8 protein-coding genes are annotated in these 26,074 nt (G+C 73.9%); 4 read left to right on the plus strand and 4 right to left on the minus strand.

What is annotated here, in order from left to right; all coding sequences use genetic code 11:
• Positions 1-60: 60 nt before the first annotated feature.
• Together ABT354_RS25860 and ABT354_RS25865 are read right to left on the minus strand one after the other, a co-directional pair.
• The gene (locus ABT354_RS25860; RefSeq protein WP_351497900.1) at positions 61-270 is read right to left on the minus strand and encodes an MbtH family protein; all 210 of its coding nucleotides are present in this window, start codon (positions 268-270) and stop codon (positions 61-63) included.
• On the minus strand, positions 267-18,293 hold the full coding sequence (locus tag ABT354_RS25865) for a non-ribosomal peptide synthetase (RefSeq protein ID WP_351497902.1): 18,027 nt from the start codon (positions 18,291-18,293) through the stop codon (positions 267-269). The genes ABT354_RS25860 and ABT354_RS25865 overlap by 4 nt, the downstream gene beginning before the upstream one ends.
• A gap of 184 nt (positions 18,294-18,477) precedes the next feature.
• On the opposite strand from ABT354_RS25865, the gene ABT354_RS25870 reads away from it, so the two are divergent.
• The 3 genes from ABT354_RS25870 to ABT354_RS25880 are packed head-to-tail and all read left to right on the plus strand — an operon-like array spanning position 18,478 to position 21,543.
• A complete protein-coding gene (locus tag ABT354_RS25870) occupies positions 18,478-19,503 on the plus strand; it encodes a FecCD family ABC transporter permease (protein ID WP_502983498.1) in 1,026 nt (341 codons plus the stop codon).
• A 2-nt stretch (positions 19,504-19,505) separates the two neighbouring features.
• Entirely contained in the window at positions 19,506-20,630 is a 1,125-nt protein-coding gene (locus ABT354_RS25875; RefSeq protein WP_502983499.1) for a FecCD family ABC transporter permease, read from the plus strand.
• Between the two features lie 4 nt (positions 20,631-20,634).
• Positions 20,635-21,543: an ABC transporter ATP-binding protein gene (locus tag ABT354_RS25880; protein WP_351497906.1), complete on the plus strand. Its 909-nt coding sequence runs from the start codon at positions 20,635-20,637 to the stop codon at positions 21,541-21,543.
• Between the two features lie 85 nt (positions 21,544-21,628).
• Here ABT354_RS25880 and ABT354_RS25885 read toward each other — a convergent pair whose 3' ends face one another.
• On the minus strand, positions 21,629-22,576 hold the full coding sequence (locus ABT354_RS25885) for a methionyl-tRNA formyltransferase (RefSeq protein WP_351497908.1): 948 nt from the start codon (positions 22,574-22,576) through the stop codon (positions 21,629-21,631).
• 47 nt (positions 22,577-22,623) lie between these two features.
• On the opposite strand from ABT354_RS25885, the gene ABT354_RS25890 reads away from it, so the two are divergent.
• Positions 22,624-23,997, plus strand: coding sequence for a lysine N(6)-hydroxylase/L-ornithine N(5)-oxygenase family protein (locus ABT354_RS25890; RefSeq protein WP_351497910.1), 1,374 nt, complete (start codon positions 22,624-22,626; stop codon positions 23,995-23,997).
• A gap of 153 nt (positions 23,998-24,150) precedes the next feature.
• Here ABT354_RS25890 and ABT354_RS25895 read toward each other — a convergent pair whose 3' ends face one another.
• Entirely contained in the window at positions 24,151-25,926 is a 1,776-nt protein-coding gene (locus ABT354_RS25895) for a lysyl oxidase family protein (RefSeq protein ID WP_351497912.1), read from the minus strand.
• Positions 25,927-26,074 lie beyond the last annotated feature (148 nt).

Raw genomic sequence — 26,074 nt, forward strand, 5'->3', positions numbered from 1 at the left:
CCGGCCAGGGGCGGTACGGCGAGCAGGATACAAGCGGCGGCCTGATCCGTGGGGAGCTTCCTAGCCCTCCATCGCGCGGACCAGGCTCGCCGGGCGCATATCGGTCCAGTGGGTCTCGATGTACTCCAGGCAGGACTGCCGGGGACCCGGCCCGTGGACCGGGTCCCAGCCCGGCGGTACGGGGACGAAGTCCGGCCACAGGCTGTGCTGGTTCTCGTCGTTGACCAGGACCGTGTAGACGCCGTCGGGGTCCTCGAACGGGTTGCTCACCGTGTCTCTCCTTCAGTGCGGTCGGTGCCATCGGATACCAAGACGGTACCCAGCGCGGCGGCGGTGCGGTACCGGAAGATCAGCCGGGGGGTGAGCGGAAGCCCCGCCGACCGCGCCCGGTCGGCGATCCGCATCACCAGCATGCTGTCGCCGCCGATCGCGAACACATCGTCGTCGGCGCCGACCCGTGCCACCTCCAGCACCTCGGCGAAGACGGCGCAGAGGGCGTGCTCCACCGGGGTGCGCGGCTCCCGGCCGGTGGCCAGCGCCCCCAGGTCCGGTGCGGGCAGCGCCGCCCGGTCCAGCTTGCCGTTGGCGAGCCGGGGCAGCCCGTCCCGTACGGTCACCACGGCCGGAACCATATGGTCCGGTAGGGCGGAGGCGGTGTGCGCGCGGACCGCCACGGGGTCCGCCGTACCCCCCGAAACCGGCACCACATGCCCCACCAGCAGGGTCCGGACCCCCTCCTGATGGACCGTCACCACCGCCTGGCCCACGGCGGGATGGGTCAGCAGCGCGGCCTCCACCTCCGCCGGTTCGATCCGGAAGCCCCGGATCTTCACCTGGTCGTCGGCGCGGCCCAGATAGTCGATCCGGCCGTCCGCCGTCCAGCGGGCGAGATCCCCGGTGCGGTACATCCGCTCACCGGGGCCGCCGAAGGGATCGGCGACAAAGCGCTCCGCGGTCAGCCCCGGGTCGCCGAGATAGCCGCGGGCCAGCCCGCCGCCCGACAGATACAGCTCGCCCGGCACCCCGGGGGGCACCGGGGCGAGCCATCGGTCGAGCACCCGGACCCGGGTCCCCGTCACCGGCCGCCCCACCAGCGGCCGTTCGCTTTCCGCGACCCTCGCCACCAGGGCGTCCACGGTGGACTCGGTGGGGCCGTACAGATTGAACACCTCGGTCCCGGTGAGTGCCCCGAGCCGGGACCAGAGCGGCGCGGGCACCGCCTCGCCGCCGACCCCGAGGACCGCCAGCGGGCAGCGGTCCCCGTCCACCAGCCCGTGGTCGGCCAGTTGCGCGAAGAACGACGGGGTGACCTCCAGGAAGTCGAAGCCGTGCGCGGTCACCGCCGCCGCCAGCAGCGCCGGATCCCGCTGGACCTCCTCGGAGACGATATGGACACAGTGGCCGTCGAGGAGCCAGAGCTGCGGCTGCCAGGAGGCGTCGAAGAAGAACGACCAGGCGTGCCCGGCCCGCAGATGCCGGCGGCCGGTCGCCGCCACCGCCGGGGCGTAGAGGGTGTCGCGGTGGCTGTGGAAGAGCCGGCCGACGGACCCATGGGTGACGACGACCCCCTTGGGGCGTCCCGTGGACCCCGAGGTGTAGATGACATGGGCGGGATGCCGGGGGGTGAGCGGAGCCGTACGGTCCGCGTCGGTGAGGTCACCGCCGTCCAGCCGTGCCGCCCGGGGGTCGTCCAGGAACACCACGGGAAGCTCCGGCGGCAGCGCGGCGGCGGTCTCCCGGGTGGCCAGGGCGAGCACCGGCCGGGCGTCGGCGACGACGGCGGCCAGCCGCTGTCCGGGACTCTCCGGGTCGAGCGGCAGATAGGCCGCGCCCGCCTTCTGCACCGCCAGGACCGCCAGCAGGAACCGGGCGGTGCGCGGCAGCGCCAGCGCCACCGTCCGCTCCGGCCCGGCGCCCAGCTCCACCAGCAGCCGGGCGAGCCGGTTGGCCCCCGTGTTCAGCTCCGTGTACGAGAGGACCAGCCCGTCGGAGGCGACCGCCGGACGCTCCGGTGAGCGCCGCACCTGGGCCTCGAAGAGCGCCGGTACGGTGGTGGGCGCGGCCACCGGGGGCCTGCCGCCCCACTCCCCGAGAAGGCGGTGGCGCTCGGCCCCGCCGAGGATCCCGATGGCGCCGATCCGTACCCCCGGGTCGTCGGCGACGGCCCGCAGGATCCGCAGCAGCCGGGCCGCGAACGACCGCGCGGTGGCGGCGTCGAAGAGATCGGTGCTGTATTCGAGCACCCCGTCCACCCCGCCGTCCCCGGCCCGTTCCATGAAGTCGAAGGAGAGGTCGAACTTGGCGGTGGCCTGCCCCACCTCCGCCGGCTCCGAGCGCAGCCCCGGCAGGACGGGCTCCTCGCCGCCCGCCGCGAGATAGACCACCATCACCTGGAAGAGGGGGTGCCGGGCCAGCGAGCGCACCGGGTTGACCGCCTCGACCACCCGGTCGAAGGGGAGTTCCTGATGGTCGAAGGCGGCCAGGTCCGTCTCCCGCACCCGGGCCAGCAGCTCCCGGAAGGCCGGGTCGCCCGTGAGGTCGTTCCGCAGCACCAGGGTGTTGAGGAAGAAGCCCACCAGATCGTCCAGACCCTGGTCGGAGCGGCCCGAGATCGGGGTGCCCAGGGGGATGTCGTCCCCCGCGCCCAGCCGGTGCAGCAGGGTCGCCACCGCCGCCTGGACCACCATGAACATACTGACATCGCAGGAGCGGGCGAGCCGGCGCAGCCGCCCGGCCAGCTCCGGGTCGAGGGCCAGCGCCGCCGTGCCGCCCCGGTGGGTGCTCTCGGCCGGGCGCGGGCGGTCCAGCGGAAGGGCCGTCTCCTCCGGCAGCCCCGCCAGCGTCCGCCGCCAGAAGGCGGTCTGACGGGCGGTCGTGCTCGCCGGGTCGGACTCCTCGCCCAGCACCCGGCGCTGCCACAGGGTGTAGTCGGCGTACTGGACCGGCAGCGGGTCCCAGCCGGGCGCCAGGCCCGCCGACCGGGCGCCGTAGGCCAGGGCGAGATCGCGGTGGAGCGGTACGTCCGACCACTCGTCGCCCGCGATGTGATGGAGCAGGAGCAGCAGGACATGCTCCTCGTCGGAGAGCCGGAACACCTCGACGCGCAGCGGCGCCTCCCGGTCGAGCGCGAAGCCCCGGGCGGCCGACGCGGCCAGCCGGGCGGGCAGTTCCTCCTCGGTGGCCCCGGTCACCGTCACCGGGACGGCGGCCTCGGCGGGGGTGAGGATCCGCTGGTACGGTTTGCCGTTCCGCTCCGGGAAGACGGTCCGCAGGGTCTCGTGCCGGCCCACCACATCCAGGACCGCCGCGCGCAGCGCCCCCGGATCGAGCGCGCCCCGCAGCCGCCAGGCCGAGGGCATGGTGTAGGTGGCGTCGACCCCGTTCACCCGGTAGAGCACCCACATCCGGCGCTGGGCGTACGAGAGCGGCAGCCGCTCGGGCCGGGGTCCGGCGGCCAGCGCGGGCCGCTCGCTCCGCCCGGCGCCCGTCAGCCGCTCGGCTAGCCGGGCCGGGGTCGGGGCGTCGAACACGTCCCGCAGCGAGATCTCCGCGCCGAGGGCCGCCCGCACCCGGGCGACCAGCCGCATCGCCAGCAGGGAGTGGCCGCCGAGAACGAAGAAGTCGTCGTCGGCGCCGATCTGCGGGACCGGATCGCCGGACCGGGACGTACCGGTCCCCGGTGCCGGGGCGAGACCGAGCACGGTGGCGAACTCCGCGCACAGCGCCGCCTCCCGGGGGGTGCGCGGCGCCCGCGCCGACGGGTCGCGGACCAGGCCGGGGGCGGGCAGTGCCGCCTGGTCCAGCTTTCCGCTGACGGTCCGGGGGACCGAGGCCACCGCGACGAAGGCCGCCGGGACCATATGCCCCGGCAGGGCCGCCGCCAGCCGGTCCCGCAGCACCGCCGGGTCCACCGTGCGGCCCGGCGCGGCCACCGTGTAGGCCACCAGCCGGCGGACCCCGGGCGTGTCCTCCCGTACCACCACGGCGGCCGTCGCCACCTCGGGACGGTCCGTCAGCACCGCCTCGATCTCGGCGGTCTCGATCCGGAAGCCCCGCAGCTTCACCTGGCCGTCGGCGCGGCCCCGGAACTCCAGGGTGCCGTCCCGGCGGCGGCGGGCGAGATCGCCGGTGCGGTACATCCGCTCACCGGGGGCGCCGAAGGGGTCGGCGGTGAAGCGCTCGGCGGTCGGCGCGGGGCGGCGCAGATAGCCCCGGGCGAGCCCGGCGCCGGCGAGATACAGCTCTCCGGTCACCCCGGGCGGCACCGGCCGCAGCCCCGCGTCCAGTACATGGGCCCGGATGTTCGCCACCGGCTCCGCCCAGCGGCCCGTCCGTTCCCTGCCGGCCCCCGGGTGCTCGGGGGCCGGTCCGTGCCAGCCGTAGGCGTCCACCGCGCACTCCGTGGGGCCGTACAGATCGTGGGCCCGTACCCCCGGCAGTGCGCACAGCCGGTCCCACAGCGGGGCCGGGGTCGCCTCACCGCCGACGGCGAGGGTGGCCGGACGGCGCCGGCCCGGGGCCAGAAAGCCCAGCTGTTCCAGTTCGCGCAGATAGGTGGGGGTGACATCGAGGAAGTCGATGCCCCAGCTGTCCAGGCCCGCCAGCAGCGCCGCCGGGTCGGCCATCGTCGCCTCGTCGACCACATGCAGCTCATGCCCCGCCAGCAGCCACAGCAGCGGCTCCCAGGAACCGTCGAAGCTGAACGACGCGGCATGCACCGCCCGCAGGGGCCGCCCGGCCGTGTCCCGCCCGCCCTTGTCCTGTACGGCCGCGTCCCGCTCGGCCGGGAGGATCAGATCCCGGTGGTGCGAGGCGAAGAGATTGCCCAGCCCCCGATGGGTGCCCACGACCCCCTTGGGGCGGCCCGTGGACCCCGAGGTGAAGATGACATACGCGGCCCCCGCCGGATCGGGCGCCTCCCAGGTCACCGGCACCACCGGCGCCCGCTCCACCAGCCCGTCCAGGGTCACCCGGTCATGGCCGGTGGCGGGCAGCCGAGCGGCCAGCTCCTCGGTGGTCACCACCGTATGCGGGGCCGCGTCCGCCAGCATGAACGCCAGCCGGTCCGCCGGATACCCGGGATCCAGCGGCAGATAGGCGGCGCCCGAGGCCAGTACCCCCAGGATCGCCGGGACCGTCTCCCGGCGGGGGAGCGCCAGCGCGACCACCGCCCCCGGCCCGGCGCCCCGCTCCCGCAGCAGCGCCACGACCGTGTCCACCCGTACCGCCAGCTCCCGGAAGGTCAGCCGGGACTCCCCGCTGACCAGCGCCGTCCGCTCCGGGTACGCGCGGACGGCGGCGGCCAGCAGCTCCGGCACCGTCCGTACCGCCCCGGGCAGCTCCGTGGCGTTCCACTCCACCGCGGCGGCCGACCGCTCCGCCTCCGTGAGCACCTCGATCTCCCGGACCGGCAGCCCCGGATCCCCGGCCACCTGCTCCAGCAGTGAGACCATCCGGGCCAGCAGCGCCTCGGCCGTCTCCGGGTCGGCGAGATCCGCCGCGTACTCCAGGAGTACGGTCATCGGCCCGTCCTCACCCCCGTCCACCAGGGTGAAGTCCAGATCGAACTTGGCCATCCCGGTGTCCATGTCGAACCACTCGGTGGCGAGCCCCAGCAGCCGGGGGTCGCCGCCCGGACGGTGGTGATACCCCGCCATCACCTGGAAGAGCGGATTGCGGTCCGCGACCCGCGCCGGGTTCACCGCCTCGACCACCCGGTCGAAGGGGAGGTCCTGGTGCTCGAAGGCGGCCAGCGCACCCTCCCGTACCCGCCCCAGCAGCTCCGCGAAGGTCGGATCTCCCGACAGATCGGCCCGCAGCACCAGGGTGTTGACGAAGAAGCCGACCACCTCGTCCACCGCCGTGTCCGTACGGCCCGCGATCGGCGCCCCCAGCGGGATGTCGTCCCCCGTGCCCAGGCGGTGCAGCAGCGCCGCCGTCGCCGCCTGGAACAGCATGAACGGACTGGCGCCGCACTCCGCGCAGAGCGCCCGCAGGGCCTCGGCCGACTCCCCGGGGAGCCCGGCGCGCACCGTACCGCTGCGGCCCGTGGACCGGGCGGCGCGCGGCCGGTCCAGCGGCAGCGGCACCTCCTCCGGCAGCCCGCGCAGCGCCCCGGTCCAGTAGTCGAGCTGCTCCGCGCCCACCTGGGCCAGCAGCCGCTCCTGCCACAGCGCGAAGTCCGCGTACTGCACCGGCAGCGGCTCCCACACCGGGGCCCGGCCCGCCGCCCGCGCCGTGTACGCGCTCTGGAGATCGGCGAGGAACGGCCGGTCGGACCATTCGTCCGTGGTGATGTGGTGCAGTACCACCGCCACCACCTGGTCATCGGCGGCCAGCCGCAGCACCGAGGTGCGCAGCGGCAGCTCCCCGGCCAGATCGAACGGGCGGCGCTGGACCCCCTCGACCCACGCCGGGACCTCCGCCTCCGTCCCCTCCCCGAGGGTGAACTCCGGCTCCGCTTCCCCGGCCGGGACGATCCACTGGTACGGCTCGCCCTCCTCCTCGGCGAACCGGGTCCGCAGCGACTCGTGCCGCCCGGCCACATCGCGCACCGCCGCCCGCAGCGCCGCCGTGTCCAGCGTTCCCCGCAGCCGGAACACCAACGGGAAGTTGTACGCGACCGAACCCCCGGCGATCCGCTCCACCAGCCACAGCCGCCGCTGTGCCGCCGAGAGCGGGATCCGCTCCGGGCGGGGGCGGACGGCCGTGAGCGCGGGCCGGGCGCTCCCGGCCGGTACCGCCCGCTCCGCCAGCAGCTCCGGGGTCGGCGCCTCGAACAGATCACGGATGGCCAGCTGGGTGCCCAGCTCGGTACGGGCCCGGCTGACCAGCCGGGTCGCCAGCAGCGAATGGCCGCCCAGCTCGAAGAAGTGGTCCTCGGCGCCGACCCCCTCCACCCCCAGGATCTCGCCGAAGAGCCGGCAGAGCACCTCCTCCACGGGGGTACGGGGGCCCCGCCCGGCCGATCGCGCGGCGGCGGGCTCCGGCTCCGGCAGCGCCCGGACATCCAGCTTGCCGTTGTCGTTCATCGGCAGCCGGTCCAGGACCAGCAGCGCGGAGGGGACCATGTACGAGGGCAGCCGCCGCGTCAGCTCCTCCCGTACCCGGCGGACCAGCCCGGCCGATGCCCGGTTCCGCGCCGGGGCGTTGGTGTACGGGCCGGGCGCGCCCGACGGCCGGTAGAGCCCGGTGGTCACCGTGGCCCCCGCCGGGTCGGCCGGCAGGAACACCGCCTCGTACCGGCCCGGCTCCGCCGACCAGGTGGTCAGGGTCCGCAGCCCGTACCGGGCCGCCAGCTCCCGCAACTCCGCCGGCTCGACTCCTTCGGCCGACGTCCCTGCCCCCGCTTCGTCCGCCGTGGGCAGCCGCCCCTCGGCCAGGGCCCGGACCGCCGCCAGCTCCCCGGCGATCCGGGGGTCGGGCACCTCCACCACCCGCAGCGGGCCCCGGATCCGCGCCAGCCGTCCGGCCAGCTCCTCGGGGCCGGACCAGACGGCCGTCGCCGCTCCGGCCAGATCCACCACCGCCCCGGTGTCCTGCGGACTCCGGCGCAGCACCACGTCATAGCGGTGCCGGGTCAGCTCGTTGTGGTACCGGCCGTCCTTGGTCCGCACCTCCACCGCCAGGCCGAGGGCGGTGAACCACTCCGGGTCGACCAGCAGCTCCTTCTCCAGGGCGATCCCCCGGTCCACCGCCGCGCGCAGCGCCGCCGGATCCGGGTCCGCGCCCGCCCGCGCCAGCTGGACCCCGGTGTGGAAGGCCCGTGCCTGCCGCAGCCGCCGGATGTCGCCCAGGAAGAGCGCACCCCCCGGCACCAGCAGCTCCAGCGCCCCGGCGATCACCCGCTCCAGATGGTCCGGACCGGGGAAGTACTGGACCACGGAGTTGACCACGATCGTGTCGAAGTACCCGGTCGGCAGCCCCTCGGTGACCCCGGCGGGCAGACAGCGCAGCTCCACCCGGTCCGCCAGGGCCGGATCGCCCCGGCGCAGCTCCTCGCCCAGCTTGCGGATGACGGGCGCCGCGAAGTCGGTGGCCCAGTACGCCTCCGCCGCCGGGGCCAGCCGGGAGAGCAGCAGCCCCGAGCCCACACCGATCTCCAGCACCCGCCGGGGGCGCAGCGCGCGGATCCGTTCGACGGTGGTCTCCCGCCACTCCCGCATCTGCTCCAGCGGAATGGGGAGCCCGTCGTAGGAGCTGTCCCAGCCCGCGAAGTCCTCGGTGAACAGGGCGGTACCGATCTCGGTGTACTCGGCGGAGTAGATCTCCTCCCACTCGCCGATCTGCGCCCGCTCGGCCTCCTCCCGGGCCGCCCGGTCCGGTTCGGCCGGGACCACATACCCCACCAGCCGCTGGGTGCCCGGGGCCGAGGTGTCCGGACGGGCGACGACCGCCGCCCGGGCGACCCCGGGAAGCCGGTCCAGTACGGTCTCGATCTCGGCGGGCTCCACCCGGTGGCCCCGGATCTTCACCTGGTCGTCGGTGCGCCCCAGGAAGTCCAGATGGCCGTCGGCGCGCCGCCGCACCAGGTCGCCGGTGCGGTACATCCGCTCACCGGGGGCGCCGAAGGGGTCGGCGACAAAGCGCTCCCCGGTCAGCCCCGGCCGGTTGAGATACCCCCGGGCCAGCCCCACTCCGGCGATGTACAGCTCGCCCGCGACGCCGTCCGGCACCGGTCGCAGCCAGGTGTCCAGGAGATGGGCCCGGGTGGCGCGGATCGGACGGCCGACGGTGGGCGTCGCACTGTCGTCGGTGCCGCCGCCGAGGGTGTTGATGGTGTACTCGGTCGGCCCGTACAGGTTGTACCCATAGGTGCCCTCGGTGTCGCGGAGACGGTTCCACACCGTCTCGGTCACCGCCTCGCCACCCAGCAGCACCAGCGGCGGGCGGTGCCCCTCCAGCAGCCCCTCCGCCAGCAGCAGATGGGCATAGGTGGGGGTCACATTGACGACATCGATCCGGTGCGCCTCGCAGTAGGCCACCAGCGCCAGGGCGTCCCGGCGCAGCTCCTCGTCGCAGATATGGACCTCATGGCCCTCCACCAGCCAGAGCAGTTCCTCCCAGGACATGTCGAAGGCGAAGGAGACCGTGTGCGCGATCCGCAGCCGCCGCCCGCCCGCCGCCGCGACGGCCGGGGCGAAGATCTCCTTCTGATGGTTGAGCTGCATATTGGTCAGCCCGCGATAGGGCGTCACCACTCCCTTGGGGCGGCCGGTGGAGCCCGAGGTGTAGATGACATACGCCGGGTGCTCCGGGCTGAACGTCACCCGTACCGGGTCCCCGGAGCACTCCGCCAGCTCCGCCGTGAGCGCCGGGTCGTCCAGCAGCACCCGGCGCCGCCCGCCGGTGAGGGTCGCCGCGACCGCCGTGGTGGAGACCAGCACCAGCGGCTCCGCGTCCGCCAGCATCAGCGAGAGCCGGTCGGCGGGATGGTCCAGCTCCAGCGGCAGATAGGCGGCGCCGGTGCGCAGCACCGCGAAGAGGGCCACCACCATGTCGATCGAGCGCGGCAGCCCGAGCGCCACCACGGTCTCCGGCCCGGCGCCCCGGGCGATCAGCAGCCGGGCCATCCGGTTGCAGCGTGCGTCGAGTTCGGCGTACGAGAGGGTCCGCGCGCCGAACACCAGCGCCGTCGCCCCGGGGGTACGGGCCGCCTGCGCGGCCAGCAGATCGGCGATCGTTTCACGTGGAACCGGCTGTCGGCTCTCCCGGTCCATGCGCCGCAGCCGTTCCCGTTCGGCCGGAAGGGTCGTGTCCACCGATCCCACCAGGGCCTCGGGATCGGCGATCAGCGCCGTCACGACCAGGGTGAACCGCTCCAGCAGCTGCTGTGCCGCCGCCGGGTCCAGCGCGTCCGGACGGTAGGCCAGGGTGCAGCGGATCCGCCGCCCCGGAGTGATCACTACATTGACGGGGTAGTGGGTGGCGTCGGCCTGGGCGACCGCCCGGGCGCCGTACCGTTCGGCCAGGGCGGTGAGCCGCTCCTCGGTGTCGGCGTTCCGCAGGACGAAGAGGGTGTCGAAGAGCCTGCGGTGGCCCGTTTGGGCCTGGAGGACCCCGAGGCCCACCCAGTCGTACGGCATCAGCTCCATCCGCTCGTCCTGGATCCGCCGCAGCAGCCGTTCCACCGGCTCCCGGGGGTCGAGGGCGATCCGCGCCGGCACGGTGTTGAGGAACATCCCGAGGGTGTGTTCCACCTCGGGGACCTCACTGGGCCGCCCCGCGACCGTGGTCCCGAAGACCACATCCGTCCGTCCGGTGGCGCCCGCGAGCACCAGCGCCCAGGCGGCGGTGAGGACCGTGTTCAGGGTCAGCCCCCGGCCGCGCGCGGTGCGGCGCAGCAGCTCGCCGGTCTCCTCGTCCAGCTCGCGGTCGAGCTGCTGGGGAACGGCGGGGGCCGGGGCCTCCCCGTCCGCGCCGTCCGGCCGCAGCAGGGTCGGCTCGTCCAGCTCCGCCAGCGCCGCACGCCAGACATCGAGCGCGACCCGGTCGTCCTGCCGCTCCAGCCAGCTCAGATAGGAGCGGTAGGAGCCGGACGGGGGCAGCGGGGCCGGATCGCCCCCGTTGGCGTACAGCGCGAAGAGCTGGTCCAGGAAGAGCCAGGCCGACCAGCCGTCCCACAGCAGCAGATGACGGCTGATCAGCAGCCGGTCCCCGCCGTCCGCCGCGCCCGAACGGATCAGCAGCAGCCGGAAGAGCGGCGGCCGGGCCAGCTCGAAGCGGCGGGCGCGGGCCTCGTCCAGCAGGAGCCGCAGCCGCCCGGCCCGCTCGTCCTCGCCGAGCCCCGACAGATCCGCCTCCTCCAGCGGGACGGCCGGATCACCGGCCACGAACTGCGCCGGGCGGCGCAGCCCCTCACTGGTGAAACCGGCCCGCAGGGTGGGGTGGCGCTCCATCAGCACCCGTACCGCCGTGGCCAGCCGGTCCCGGTCCACCCGCCCGGCGAGGTCGAACGCCTCATGGACGGTGTAGACGTCCAGCGCGCCGGTGTCGTAGGTGGAGTGGAAGTACAGCCCCTCCTGGAGCGGGGCCAGCGGCCAGATGTCCTCGATCCGGCCGGGGGCCAGCGCCGCCACCCGGGCCCGCTCCCCGGCGGTGGGCTCCCAGCTGCCGGGAGCCTCCACGACGGCCGTGCCGACCGCCAGTTCGGGTGCGGAGGCGGCCAGCGCGGCGGGGGTGCGATGGTCGAAGACGGTCCGGGGGCTGACCTCGTACCCGGCGCTCCGAGCCCGTCCGGAGAGGCTGATGGAGCTGATGCTGTCGCCGCCCAGCAGGAAGAAGTCGTCGTCGGGGGAGACCTCCGCGAGGCCCAGCACCGCCGCGAAGATCTCCGTGAACAGCAGCTCCCGGGGGTCGCGGGGGGCCCGTGCGGCGGCCCGCTCCCGCCGGGGCGCGGGCAGCGCCGCCCGGTCCAGCTTGCCGCTGGGGGTCAGCGGCAGGGTGTCGAGCACCATGAACGCCGAGGGCACCAGCGGTGCGGGCAGTTCGGCGGCGAGCGCCGCCCGCAGCGCGGACGCCGCGACACCGGCGGGCCCCGCCGCCACCACATAGGCGACCAGCGAACCCCCGTGCACGGTGACCGCGGCACGGGCCACCGACGGCCAGCGGAGCAGCGCCTCCTCGATCTCCCCGGGCTCGATCCGCCGCCCGTGCAGTTTGATCTGCCGGTCGGTGCGGCCCAGATACTCGACCACCCCGTCCGCGCGCCGCCGCACCAGATCCCCGGTCCGGTACATCCGGGACCCGGGCGGCCCGTACGGGTCGGCGGTGAAGCGCTCGGCCGTCGCCCCCGGCCGCCCGTGGTAGCAGCGCGCCAGCTGGGTGCCCGTCAGATACAGCTCGCCCGGCACCCCGGGCGGCACCGGGCGCAGCCCGGAGTCCAGCACCCGCAGCCCGGTGTTCCACACCGGCCGGCCGATGGGCACCGTCCCCGTCGTCCCGCCCGCATAGGGATGGTGGGTGACATCGACGGCCGCCTCCGTCGGCCCGTACAGATTGTGCAGGGGCACCCCGGTCAGCTCCCGCCACCGGTGGGCCGCCCGTGCGGGGAGCGCCTCGCCGCTGCTGAAGACCTGGCGCAGCGGGCCCGCCCAGGACGGGTCGCCGGTCACCTCGCCGGAGCGCAGGAACGCCTCCAGCATGGAGGGGACGAAGTGCAGCGCGGTGATCCCCTCGGCGCGGACCAGGGCGCTCAGATAGGCGGGGTCCCGGTGTCCGTCGGGGCGGGCGAGCACCACCGCGGCGCCCTCCAGCAGGGGCCAGAAGAACTCCCACACCGAGACATCGAAGCTGGACGGTGTCTTCTGGAGCACCCGGTCCCCGGGGCCGATCGGATAGTGGTGCTGCATCCAGGCCAGCCGGTTGAGGACCGCCCGGTGGCTGACGACGACCCCCTTGGGGTGGCCGGTGGAGCCCGAGGTGTAGATGAGATAGGCGGCGTCGTCGGGATGGGCCGAACGTACCTGGGGCGGTCCGGGGTCGGGTGCGGTGCCGGTCGCATCCGGTGCGTCTGTCGTGTCCGGTGCGTCTGTCGTGTCCGATGGGCCGGACGCGTCGATCAGGAGCGGGGTCACCCCCGGCGGTACCCGGCCGGCCAGCTGCCGGGTGGTGACCACCAGACCGGCGCCGGAGTCGGTGAGCATCCGCTCCACCCGGTCGGCCGGATACTCCGGGTCGAGGGGCAGATACGCCGCACCGGAGGCGACCACGCCGACCAGCGCCACCATCAGTTCCACCGAGCGTTCCACCGCCACACCCACCACCGTGCCCGGCCCGGCGCCGAGGGCGGCGAGCCGTTCGGCGACCGCCCCGGAGCGGGCCGCCAGCTCCGCGTAGGTCAGCCGTCCGCCCTCATGGACGACGGCCGTGGCGGTGGGGGTACGGGCCGCCCGCGCGGCCAGGGCGGCGGCCAGGGTGGTGGCGGGCAGCTCCCGGCGCTCCCCGTGCGGATGGGCCCCGGCCACCTCCGCCGGGGTCAGCAGGGGGACCGACCCGGCAGGCCGGCCGGGGTCATCCGCCAGCGCCCCCAGCAGCAGCGCCAGCCGGTCCGCGAGACTCCGTACGGCGGCCGTGCCGATCCGCTCGGTGTGATGCTTGAGCAGCAGTTCCAGCCGGGCCCCCGGTTTGACGACCAGGGCGAGCGGATAGTGGACCGCGTCCTGGAAGGAGTGACCGGTGATCCGCACCCGGCCCGAGGCGTCGGCGACCCCGCTCTCCCCCGGATAGTTCTCGAAGACCACCAGGGTGTCGAAGAGTTCACCGGCCCCGGCGCGCCCCGCCAGCCGGCCGATCTCCGCGAGACCCAGCCCCTGGTGGTCCAGGAGCGCGGACTGCTCCTCCTGGAACCGGGTGAGCAGCGTGGCCAGGGGTTCGGCGGGCCGGTACCGCAGCCGGGTCGGCACGGTGTTGATGAAGAGTCCGACCATCGACTCGACCCCGGCGAGGGCGCCGTCCCGGCCGGAGACGGTGGTGCCGAAGACCACGTCGTCGCGGCCGGTCACGGCGGTCAGCAGCAGCCCCCAGGCCGTCTGGACCACGGTGCCGAGGGTGACACCCAGCTCCCGGGCCCGCTCGGTGAGCCGGGCGGTGGTCCGCTCGGGCAGCGGCAGACGTACCCGCCCCGGCCGGTGCGGCGCACCCGTCGCCGTCGCCTCGATCAGGGTGGTGGGCTCCTCCAGACCGGCGAGCGCGGTACGCCAGGCGGCGCGCGCGGCCTCGTGGTCCGCCGCCGCCAGCCGGCGGAGATGGAGGTGGTACGGGGTGACGGGCGGCAGCGGCGCGGGCTCGGGCCCCGCCGCCCCCGCCGCCCTCTCCGGCCCGTACAGCGCGAGCAGTTCGCGGTGGAGCACCGGCAGGGACCAGCCGTCCGCGACGATGTGATGGAAGGTCAGCAGCAGCCGGAAGCGCTCCTTGCCCAGCCGTACCAGGGCGCAGCGCAGCAGCGGCGGGCGGGCCAGGTCGAAGGGGTGCGCCCGCTCCTCGGCGGCGATCTCCTCGGCCGCCGTGTCATCGGCGGCGGCGGTCTCGCGCCAGGGCAGCTCCAGGCCCCGGGCGACGATCTGCACGGGGGAGCCGTCGGGACGCTGCCGGAAGGCGGCCCGCAGCGGGGCGTGCCGCTCCAGCAGGGCCTGGGCGGCCCGGCGCAGGGCCGCGCCGTCCACCGGACCCGCCAGCTCCACGCTCTGCTGGACGACATAGGAGTCACCGCCGTCCGCCCCGGCGAGGGCGTGGTAGCAGAAGCCCTCCTGGAGCGGGGTCAGCGGCAGCAGCTCCGCGATGTCCAGTGGCTCCGCGCCCTGGATCAGCTCCCGTTCGCCCTCGGCCAGGACTACCAGGGGCCCGGCCGGGGCGGGCGGGGTCCCGTCGGCCGCGCGGTCCCGGGCGGCGACGGCGAGCGCGGCGACCGTGCGATGGCGGAACACATCCCGCACGGTGAGGTCGAGGCCCTCCTCACGGGCGCGGATCAGCAGCCGGATGGCGACGATGCTGTCACCGCCCAGGGCCAGGAAGTCGTCGTCCACGGTGACCGAGGGCACCCCCAGCACCTCGGCGTAGACCGCGCAGAGCAGCTCCTCCCGGGCGTCGCGCGGGGCCCGTCCGGAGCTGACCGCCGTGTAGTCGGGGACGGGGAGCGCCTTGGCGTCGAGCTTGCCGCTGGCGGTCACCGGGAGCGCGGTCAGCGGGACGAAGGCGGCGGGCACCATGTACTCGGGGAGCCAGGCGGCGGTGTGTTTCCGCAGCGCCGAGAGGAGTGCGGTGATGTCCCGGAAGGGCGCGGGCCGGTTGGCGAGCGGACGGCCGCCGCCGGGGATGTAGACCGGGGTACGGGGGGTGTCGCCGGGGCCGGTGCCGCGCTCCAGGACGACATCGAGGGCGCCGTCGGGGTCCTGTCCGTTCCAGGTGACGGTCGCCCGAAGGCCGTGCTCGGCGGCGACGGTGTGGAACACCTCGGGATCCACGCCCGGCGGCCCGGGGGTACCGGGGTCACCGTCCAGGGCCCGCCGGGCCGCGAGATCGCCGTCGAGGCGGGCATTGGGCACACCGGTGACCCGGATCCGCGGGTACCCCTGGGCGACGATCCCGGTCAGCCCGGCGGTGCCGCCGACCCGGCCCCAGGGGACGACGTACTCCTCGTGCTCCTCGGGGAAGTTGCCCTGCGGTGCCCCCGACAGGCGCGGGGACGGGAGCGGGAGCGGGTCGTGGGCCGGGTCGGGTACGGGCGCGGGGGCCGGGCGGAGCACCACGTCGTAGCGGTAGCGGCTCAGCTCATTGTGGTGGGCCGCCCGTTTGACGCGGATGTCCGCCGTGACCCCGTCGAGCGCGGCGAAGAAGTCCGGGTCCAGCAGCAGTTCGCCCTCCCACGCCACCGCACGCCCCACCGCCGCCCGTGACCGGGCGGGATCCCCGCCGCCGTCCGCCCGCGCGGCCACCGCCGCCCGGAGCGTCCGCAGCAGCCGCAGATTGCGGACGTCCCCGACGAAGACGGAGCCTCCGGGCACCAGCAGCGCGAGCGCCTTCCGCAGCACCTCGGTGAGATACGCGGCGCTCGGGAAGTACTGGGCCACCGAGTTGAGGACGACCGTGTCGAAGAACCCCTCCGGCAGCCCCGCCGTCCGATGCGCGGGCTGGGCCCGCAGCTCCACCCGCCCCGACAGCTCCGGGTCGCCGGCGAGCCGCGCGCGCAGCGCCCGTACCGCCTCCGGTGACAGATCCGTGCCCCAGTACGTCTCGCACCCGGGGGCGAGGCGCGCCAGCATCAGTCCGCTGCCGACCCCGATCTCCAGGACCCGGCGGGGGCGCAGCGCCCGGATCCGGGCGACGGTCTCCTCGCGCCACTCCCGCATCTCCGCGACGGGGATGGGCCGCCCGTCGTACATGCTGTTCCAGCCGGCGAAGTCCTCCCGGAGGCCGTCGGATCCGGCCGCCGCCCGGTAGAGCAGGTCATGGACCTCCCGCCACGCGTCGACCCGCGCGTGCTCCGGCCCGCCGTCCGTGTCGTCCTGACCGTCCCTACCATCCCCACCGTCGCTACCGCCGCTACCGTCCCTGGCGTCGCGGGTTTCCCGGTCCGGTTCCGGTCCGCCGCCGAGCGCGGGCACCACATACGCCGCGAGCATCCGCCGGCCCGGGGTGTCCTCCCGCGCCACGACGGTGACCTGGTCCACGGCGGGATGGCGGCGCAGGACCGACTCGATCTCGCCCGGCTCGACCCGGAAGCCCCGGATCTTGACCTGGGCATCGGTCCGGCCGAGGAAGTCCAGCCGCCCGTCCGCCCGCCACCGGACGAGGTCGCCGGTGCGGTAGAGCCGCTCCCCGGGCGCCCCGAAGGGATCCGCGACAAACCGTTCCGCGGTCAGCCCCGGCCGGCCGAGATAGCCCCGGGCCAGCCCCTCCCCGCCGAGATACAGCTCGCCCGTGACCCCGGCCGGCACCGGCCGCAGCCGGGCGTCGAGGACCAGGGCCCGGGTCCCGGGGTCGGGGACCCCGATGGGGACGATCGCCCCGGTGGGCACGGCGGGGTCGCACAGCCCCAGGGTCGAGTTGGTGGTCGCCTCCGTCGGCCCGTACGCGTTGAACATCATCCGGCCCGGGGCCCAGCGGGCCACCAGCTCGGGCGAGACCCGCTCGGTTCCGGCCAGCAGCGTCGCCCCCTCGGGCAGCGTCAGCCCCTCGGGCATCGCGGCCAGCAGCGCGGGCGGCAGGATCATAAAGGTGATGCCGTGCTCCCGGGCGTAATCGGCCAGCGGCGCCCCCGGCACCCGCAGCTCCGACGGGACGATCACCAGCCGTCCGCCGGAGAGCAGCCCCAGGCACAGATCCCAGAACGCCACATCGAAACTGGGCGAGGCGAACTGGAGCACCCGGCTGTGCGGCCCGACACCGAAGCGGTCGCGCTGGGTCGCCACCAGCTTGGCCACCCCGCCATGGGTGAGGACGACGCCCTTGGGGCGGCCGGTCGATCCCGAGGTGTAGATGACATACGCGGCGCCGGCAACGGTGAGCGGAGCGCCCCGGTCCGTGTCACCCGGGTCCTGCGCGGGCAGGGTCGCCAGCTCGGCGGCGAAGGCGGGCGAGTCCAGCGCCACCCGGGCCATCGACTCCCGCCCCGGGATCTCCGCCGCGCTCTCCTCGGTGGTGACCAGGGCGACGGGCGCGGCGTCCCGGAGCATGTAGGCGATCCGGTCCGCCGGGTAGTCGTGGTCGATCGGCAGATACGCCGCGCCCGACTTGAGGACGGCGACCTCGGCCACGATCAGCGCGGTGGAGCGGGGCAGCGCCAGCGCCACGATCCGCTCCGGGCCCGCGCCCCGGGCGATCAGGGCGTGGGCGAGCCGGTTGGCCCGCTCGTCCAGCTCCGCGTAGGTCAGCCGCTCGTCGCCGAGGACCAGGGCGGTCGCCCCGGGCCGCAGCCGTACCTGGTCGGCGAACATCTCCGGCCAGGTACGCGGCGGCAGATCATGGGCGGTGGCGTTCCACTCCACCACGGTGCGCCGGTACTCGCCGGGGGTGAGCACATCGAGCGCGGTGACCGGTGTGTCGGGGCGGCGCGGGGCGTCGGCGAGCAGGGTGGCCCAGTGGCCGAGGAACCGCTCGACCGCCGCTCCGTCGAGCCGGTCGGTACGGTACGCGGCGCTCAGCCCGCCGCCGTCGGCCGCCACCACCAGCTCGGTCCCGTCGGCCACCGCCACCGGCTCGGTCCCGTCGGCCACCGCCCCGGGCGCCGTCGTGAACGCCGTCGTGAACGCCGTCGTGAAGAACGGCGCCTCCTCACCCGCCGCCGCCCCGGTCCGCAGCTCCCGGGTGAGCACCACGAGGGGCAACCGGTGGGCACGGGCCCCCTCCACGGCCCGTGCCACCCTTCGGACGAGTTCGCCGAAGGAAGGGTCCCCGTCCAGGCGGACCCGTACCGGCAGCCCCTCGTGGCCGACGGTGAGATCGTTCTCCCCGCCGTACCGGTGGAGCAGCGCCAGCAGCGCGGCGACCCCGGTGATCCCGGCGGCGTCCGGGACATCCCGGTCGAAGCGGCGGGTCACCCGCGCCCAGCCGCGCTCCGGCCGGGGCGCTCCGGGCCGGCCCGCCGGGAGCGTCATCGGCAGGGTCATCGCCCGGGGCGGTGGGGTCAGCTCCTTGCGCCAGTACGCGAGGGCCGCCTCGGCGGCGTCGGGACTCGCATCGGGACCGGCCCCGGGACTCGCATCGGACCCGGCCCCGGGACTCGCGTCGGGCCCGGCATCGGTGGTGGCGGCGGCTTCGGGATCGGCGGGGACGGCGACTTCCTCGGAACCTGACACGGTGGCCGAGCCTCCCGTAAAGGAAAAGGAATCGTTCCCGGCCATGACCGGGAGCGGGCCCGGGTCATACTAAGGTAAGCATTACCTAAATCAACAGGGTGTCCTCGCAGACGGGTCATCCGACGGCCCCGCGTGGCTTACATTGAAGGTCTGCCTAACCTAACGAAGTGACGTGGGGAGCCCGGTGTCCACAGCGAAACGCCCCCGCGCGGTCCTCCTTCCCGTGCTCTCCGTGACCCTGCTGGTCGCCCTCATCTCCCTCTCCCTCTCCGTCGGCGCCCTCGGCGTCCCCCTCGGCCAGGTGTGGGACACCCTCCTCGGGTCCGCCCCCAGCAGCCGGATCGACAATGTCGTCTGGTCGGTACGGGTCCCGCGGACCGCCCTCGGGGTCGCCGCCGGAGCCGCGCTGGGGCTCGCCGGCACCCTGATGCAGGCCCTGACCCGCAATCCGCTCGCCGACCCCGGCCTCCTCGGGGTCAGCGCGGGTGCCGCCTTCTCCATCGTGCTCGCCGTGGGAGTCCTCGGCCTCGGCTCGGCCTACGGCTACATCTGGTTCGCCTTCGGCGGCGCCCTCGCCGCCAGCGTCCTCGTCTATGTCATGGGCGGACTCGGACGTTCCGGCTCCACCCCGGTGAAACTGGCCCTCGCCGGTGTCGCCGTCACCGCCCTGCTGACCTCGGTGACCAGCGCCATCGCCCTCACCGACCCGGACGCGCTGAACCGCTTCCGCTTCTGGTCCGCGGGCACCCTGGCCAACCAGGACCAGGCGGTCCTGCCCCGGATCCTCCCCTTCCTGCTGGCCGGCGCGCTCATCGCGCTCGCCCTCGGCCCCTCGCTCAACCGGCTCGCCCTCGGCGACGACGTCGCCACCTCGCTGGGCGTCCGGCTCCTCCCGCTGCGCCTGCTGGGCGTGGCCGCCGTCACCCTGCTGACCGGCGGCGCGGTCGCCGTCATCGGCCCGGTGGTCTTCATCGGCCTGATCGTGCCCCATGTGGCCCGGGTCCTCACCCAGTACGCGGGCATCGGCCCCGACTACCGCTGGCTGCTGCCGCTCTCCGCCGTCCTCGCCCCCTCGCTGCTGCTCGCCGCCGACATCACCGGACGGCTGCTGGCCAAACCGACCGAGATCCAGGCCGGAATCCTGGTCGCCCTCATCGGCGGACCCTTCTTCATCGTGATGGTCCGCCGCCGCCGACTCGCGGAGCTGTGAGCATGACCGACCTCCTCACCGACCACCCCGCCGGCCCGGCGGACCGGCCCGGCGTCGACAAGCGGCCCGGCGGCCCCGCCCGGCAGCCCGGCAGGATCCCCTTCCGGCTGGCGATGCCCCCCGTATCCGGAGTGCTCCGCCCCCGCCAGGCCCTGGTCTGCGCCGTCCTCGCCGCCGCCGTCGCCCTGACCTTCTGCTGGTCCATCGCGATCGGCGACATCCCCTACTCCCTCACCGAGGTCGCCCGCGCGCTGGTGGGATCCGGGGACCCCGGTACCGAGCTGATCGTCCAGGAGCTGCGGCTGCCCCGGGCGCTGACCGCGGTGCTGGTCGGAGTCGCCTTCGGGGTCTCCGGCGCCCTCTTCCAGACGATGACCCGCAACCCCCTGGCCAGCCCCGACATGATCGGGATCACCCAGGGCGCGAGCGCCGCCGTCGTCGCGGGCATCGTCCTCGGCTGGGACGCCGCACTGCCCACCCAGTGGCTCGGCCTCCTCGGCGCCCTGGCCACCGCCCTCCTCGTCTATCTGCTCGCCTGGAAGCGCGGCACCACCGGCTACCGCATCGTCCTCGTCGGCGTCGGCGTCGCCTGGATCTGCACCAGCGTCAGCGACTTCCTGATGGCCCGGGGCAAGCAGATGGACGCCCAGGCCGCCCTCGGCTGGCTCGTCGGCAATCTCAACGGCCGCACCTGGGACCAGATCAACCCCCTGATCATCGCCGTCGCGGTGCTGCTCCCCGTCGCCCTGCTGCTCGGCCGGCTGCTCCGCACCCTCCAGCTCGGCGACGACGTGGCCCGGTCCCTCGGCACCCGGGTGCAGCCGGTCCGGCTCGCCGTCCTGATCACCGGCGTCGGCCTGGTCGCCTTCGGCACCGCCGCCGCGGGACCGGTCGCCTTTGTCGCCCTCGCCGCGCCGCAGATCGCCCAGCGGCTGGCGCGGACCGCCTGGCCGCCCCCGCTGGCCGCCGGGCTCACCGGGGCCCTGGTCGTCCTGGTCGCCGATCTGATCGCGCGCACCCTGATCGACGACACCGAGCTCCCGGTCGGCGTCGTCACCGGCGTCCTCGGCGCCCCCGTACTGCTCTGGCTGCTCATCCGCGCCAACCGCGCCGGCTCAGGAGGCTGATTCCATGTCCACGAAGACCACGCCGCCCGCCGGTCCCGATCTGCCGCCCACCGGTTCCGGTCTGCCGACCGCCGGTCCCGAGCTGTCGACCGGCGGCCCCGATCTGCGGGCCGCCGGACTCCGGCTCGCCTACGACGACCGGGTCGTGGTCCACGACCTCGATGTCGCCCTGCCCTCCGGCCGGGTCACCGCCATCGTCGGGGCGAACGCCTGCGGCAAGTCCACCCTGCTGCGCGCGCTGGCCCGGCTGCTGGCCCCGGCGGCGGGCGCGGTCCATCTCGACGGCCGCTCGCTGCACGCGATACCCACCCGGGAACTGGCCCAGCGCCTCGGCATCCTGCCCCAGTCGCCGGTCGCCCCCGAAGGGCTGACCGTGATCGACCTGGTCGGCCGGGGCCGCTCCCCGCACCAGACCTGGTGGCGCCAGTGGTCCCAGGGCGACGAGCGGGCCGTCCATGACGCGCTCCGCGCCACCGGGATGAGCGAGCTGGCCGACCGCCCGGTGGACGAGCTGTCCGGAGGGCAGCGGCAGCGCGCCTGGATCGCCATGGCCGTCGCCCAGGGAACCCCCGTACTGCTGCTCGACGAGCCGACCACCTATCTCGACCTCGCCCACCAGATCGATGTCCTGGACCTGGTGACCGATCTCAACCGCGAGCAGGACCGCACCGTGGTGATGGTCCTCCACGACCTCAACCAGGCCTGCCGCTACGCCGACCATGTGATCGCGATGAAGGCGGGACGGATCGTCGCCGAGGGCGATCCCGCCGAGGTCATCACCGCCGAGCTGGTCGAGGAGGTCTTCGGGCTCCGCTGCCGGATCGCCCCGGACCCGGTCAGCGGCACCCCGATGGTCATCCCGATGGGGCGGTACCACGAGAGCCCCGGCGCCGTCTCGGTCGCCAAGGTCTGACGGCCGTCCCGCCCGACCGCCCCGCCCCGACCGCCCCGCCCCGCCCCGCCCCGTGCGCCGGGACCGCGCCGGGGCCCGGCGGTGCTCAGGGCCGGGCGGTGAGATAGCCCCCCATCGTCCGGAAGAAGTCCCCCGCCGCCAGCTCGGTCCCGTCCTCGGTCCGCAGCCGTCTGATCACCAGCCCCCGCCGGTCCCCCGAGCGGGCGTCCGCGCCGGCGACGACGACCACCCCGTCGTCCTCCTTGATGAAGATCCGCCCCGGGGTGCCCCCGTAGCACTTGCGGGAGACCGAGGCCGAGACGATACGGATGCGCCGGCCCCGGTGATGGGTGAAGGCGTTGGGGTACGGGTCGCACTGGGCGCGCACCAGCCGCTCCAGCTCCTCCGCCGGGCGGTTCCAGTCGATCCGGCTGTCCTCGATCGCCCGTTTGTGGAAGAAGCTGGCCCGGGAACGGTCCTGGGGTGTCCACACCGCCCGCCCCGAACCGATCAGCTCCAGTGACTCCGTGACGATCGGTCCGATCAGATCGACCGTACGGTGGAAGAGGTCGGCGGCGGTGTCCCGGGGGCCCACCGGCACCGACCGCTGGAGCAGGATGTCGCCCATGTCCAGCTCGGCGTCCATCCGGTGCGCGGTGACGCCGACTTCGCGCTCGCCGTTGATGAGGGCCCAGATCAGCGGGGAGAAACCGGCGTACCTCGGCAGCAGCGAGTCATGCACATTGAGGGTGCCGTGCGGCGGCAGGTCGTAGATCTCCGGCGGCAGCCAGGTGCGCCAGTTGTTGGCGACGATGATGTCCGGCCGGGCCTCGCGGAGCGCCGCGAACAGCCCGTCGTCGCCGGGCCGGTCGCGCAGCAGCACCGGGACACCGTGCTTCTCGGCGAGGTCGGCGACCGAGTCGTCCCAGATCTTCTCGTACGCATGGTCACTGCGGGGATGCGTGACCACGAGGACCACTTCGTGCCCGGACTCCAGGAGCGCCCGCAGCGTGCGATGACCCCAGGTCTGATAGCCGAACATGACGACCCGCATGAATCCTCCTCAGGACATTGCAAGGTAAGGCTAACCTTATCTAACATATGCCTGCTGAGGGAGGCGACGACGTGGTGAACGCACTGCACAGCCCGTCCGGCACCATCTATGACATCCTGGGCATCGGCTTCGGACCCTCGAATCTGGCCCTCGCCATCGCGGTCAGGGAACACAACGCGCGGGCTCCCGAGGCGGATCGGATCGCCGCCTGTTTCCTGGAGCGCCAGCCACGCTTCGGCTGGCACCGGGGCATGCTCATCGACGACGCGACCATGCAGGTGTCCTTCCTCAAGGACCTGGTCACCATGCGCGATCCGACCAGCGACTTCAGTTTTCTTTGCTATCTCAGGGAGCGCGGACGGCTGGTGGACTTCCTCAACCAGAAGACGCTCTTCCCGCTGCGGATCGAGTTCCACGACTACTTCGCCTGGGCCGCCGCGCGGGTCGGGGGAGTGGTGGAGTACGGGGCGGAGGTCGTCTCGGTCAAGCCGGTCACCGAGGAGGGCGAGGTCCGCTGGTTCGATGTCACCAGCAGGGATCCGGCCGGTGTCACCACGGTCCACCGGGCCCGCCGCCTCTCGGTCGCCACCGGCCTGGAGCCCCATCTTCCGCCGGGTACGGTGCTCTCCGACCGGATCTGGCACACCAGTGAACTGCTGCCCCGGGTCGCGGAGGTGCGGGCGGCCGGAACCCCGGTGCGCCGTGCGGTCGTTCTGGGTGCCGGGCAGAGCGCCGCCGAGGCGGTCGGCTATCTCCACCGCACCTTCCCCGAGGCCGAGATCTGCTCCGTCTTCGCCAAGTACGGCTATACACCGGCCGATGACAGCCCCTTCGCCAACCGGATCTTCGATCCCGAGGCGGTGGACCACTACTACGGAGCCCCGCGCGAGGTGAAGCAGGCCCTGGACGACTACCACCGGTCCACCAACTACTCGGTGGTGGACCTGGAGTTGATCGAATCGCTCTCCCGGACCATGTACCAGGAGAAGGTGCAGGGCAGACGCCGGCTGAGAATGCTCAACGCCTCCCGGATCCGGGGGGTCGTCCCCGGGCCGGACGCGCTGCGGGTCACCGTGGAGTTCCTGCCGACGGGGGAGCGGGAGGAGCTGGCCGCCGATCTGCTGGTCCATGCCACCGGATATCAGCCGCAGGGCATCGGTGAGAGCCTGGGCGACCTGGGCAAGCTCTGCCTCCGTGACGAGGAGGACGAGTTGGTCGTCGGGCGCGACCACCGGGTGGAGACCGTCGCGGGGGTCGCGGCGGACATCTATCTCCAGGGTGGTACCGAGCACAGCCATGGGCTGACCTCGACCCTGCTCTCCCACACCGCGGTACGGGCGGGGGAGATCCTCGGTTCCCTCATCGGCCGGCGCGGTGGCGCCCCCCGGGCGGAACCGGCCCAGGGGCCCGGCCGCCCCTGATCGGCGCGGGTCCGGGGTGCCCCGGACAGACGGAGGCCCGGTGGCGCTTGCGATGCCACCGGGCCCCGTTTCACAGAGGGTGCTGACGGTGTCGTACGGGGCCCTCCGTCACCGGACGGACCCGTGTTCCCCCGTGATCAGCCGTCGACCGGGTCAGTGGTCGTCGACCAGGCCGTGCGCGGGCACGGTCACGGTCCGGGCGCCGGGCTTGCCACCGAGCACGACCTTGCGCAGGGCGGTGTTGTTCTTGGTGTTGGTCTCGGTCAGGCGGTTGGCCGGGTTGGCCTTGACCTGGATCCAGTAGGTGCCGTTGGGCAGGGTGGTGATGTCGAACGCCTGGTCCGGCAGATCCTGGGTGTAGGTGTCACCCGAGCCCACGTCGAGCCGCTGGCGGATGGAGACCCGGGTGGGTCCGTCGCACGCGGAGGAGAGGTCGGTGTTGTCGGGCGACCAGTTGGCGCCCTTCACCGTGTAGTCGACCGCGTCCGTGTTGGCGAGGCAGAACGCCTCCTTGCCGCTGCGGACCGCTTCCTTCTTGTCGGCCTTCAGCAGGCTGTAGCTGGCGAAGTCCACGAAGTGCCAGTGGTTGTGGCCCTCACGCGGGTCCCACTCCATCGAGCCCGCGGGGGAGAAGCCGACCTGCTTGCCGTTGGCGTCGTGGAAGTACTGATAGGCGTCCATGACGTCCTTGCCCTTGGCACGGAAGCCGTCGACGACCAGCTCGGCCGGTCCGGCGTTCCACACATTGGCGGCGAAGGACATGAAGTCCTTGCCGGGCTTGCCCGTCTCGTCCGGCTGCTGGATCTCGATGCCGAAGGCCGGCAGCGAGCGCAGGTCGGGCTTGGGAACGTTCGGCACCTTCGCCTTGCCGGTGGGGCGCTTGGCGTTGGGACGGTCGCCGGCCGCCTGGGCCGAGCCGTCCGTCTGCCCGGCGCGGTCACCGACATTGGCCACCGAGCGCGCGTTCTTCTGGAGCGCCCAGGGCAGCGCCGGTCCGGCCGGCGGGTACGGGGTGTGGCCCACGTTGTACGAGGGGCCGGTGCCACCGGTCGCCTGGGCGAGGGACATGGCGGGCTTCTTGCCATGACCCGCGTGGCCCGCGTGACCGGCGTGGTGGTCGGCGTGGCCGCCCTCACCGGAGTGGCCCCGCTCGGCCAGGCGCTGTGCCACGCCGCCGACCGGACCCTCCTCCTCGACGTACTCCTCCACCTTGACCTTGACGGTGTGCGACTTGTTCGGGATGCCGAACAGATCGCGGTACTTCTTCCCCACCGTCGCCTTGGCGGTGTACTGACCGACGGGCAGGTCGAACGGCGTGCCGTCCCACTCGTAGTGCCCGTTGTAGATGTTGGTGCCCCAGTCCTTCTCGACACCCCAGACCGAGCCGACGGTCAGCGGGTTACCGGGGCAGCCCTGCGGGAAGCGCGAGGACTGCGGCCCGGTCGGCCGCAGCCGGCCGGAGGCGTTGTTGGGGCAGAAGCTGTCCTTGGTCTTGCGGACGACCTTGCCCTTGCTGTCGGTGAAGGTGACCTCGACGAAGTCGGGCAGCCCGGCGAAGTCCTTGACCAGCCCGGCGGGAAGCTTCTTGACGGTCCTCTTCTTGCCGTCGTGCAGAATCTGCTCGACGGCGATGGGCTTGTCGTAGGAGCCGCGCTTCAGACGCAGCTCGAAGGGGGCCTTCTCGGAGGCGAGATGCAGACCGAGGTCGGCGTCGAAGATGCCGCCGGGGAACTCGCCCTCCGCCTTGTAGCGGGTCCAGGTCACCGACGGAACGGCGGCGAGCAGGCTCAGCTGCGGGGTGCCGGGTGCGGCGGGGGCCTTCTTGCTGCCGTTGTCCGGTGCTGCGGCGGCCACACCGGCGGTGACCGCGAGCGCCGCGGAGACGGCGAGCGCCGAGCGCCAGAGGCGGGTACGTGGGATTGCGTTCATCGTTCCTCTGTCTTACGGATTCACGTGACGGTTCGATGGCGGTCACGTCTCACCGGGGCCGGCGCTGACGCGGGGCGTACGGGTGTGACCTGTCGGTGGAGAGGGAGGAACGGCGTCTGGGGTTGCATGGTGGCGGGCATTCCGGCGA

Origin of the sequence: Streptomyces sp. NPDC000594 (assembly GCF_040299965.1) — a bacterium.
Classification (GTDB): Bacteria; Actinomycetota; Actinomycetes; order Streptomycetales; family Streptomycetaceae; genus Streptomyces.

Bases quoted from the DNA above. Each gene is read 5' to 3' on its own strand.
- ABT354_RS25890 (WP_351497910.1), top strand. From the start codon at position 22,624: ATGCCTGCTGAGGGAGGCGACGACGTGGTGAACGCACTGCACAGCCCG.
- ABT354_RS25885 (WP_351497908.1), bottom strand. From the start codon at position 22,576: ATGCGGGTCGTCATGTTCGGCTATCAGACCTGGGGTCATCGCACGCTG.
- ABT354_RS25895 (WP_351497912.1), bottom strand. From the start codon at position 25,926: ATGAACGCAATCCCACGTACCCGCCTCTGGCGCTCGGCGCTCGCCGTC.
- ABT354_RS25875 (WP_502983499.1), top strand. From the start codon at position 19,506: ATGACCGACCTCCTCACCGACCACCCCGCCGGCCCGGCGGACCGGCCC.
- ABT354_RS25880 (WP_351497906.1), top strand. From the start codon at position 20,635: ATGTCCACGAAGACCACGCCGCCCGCCGGTCCCGATCTGCCGCCCACC.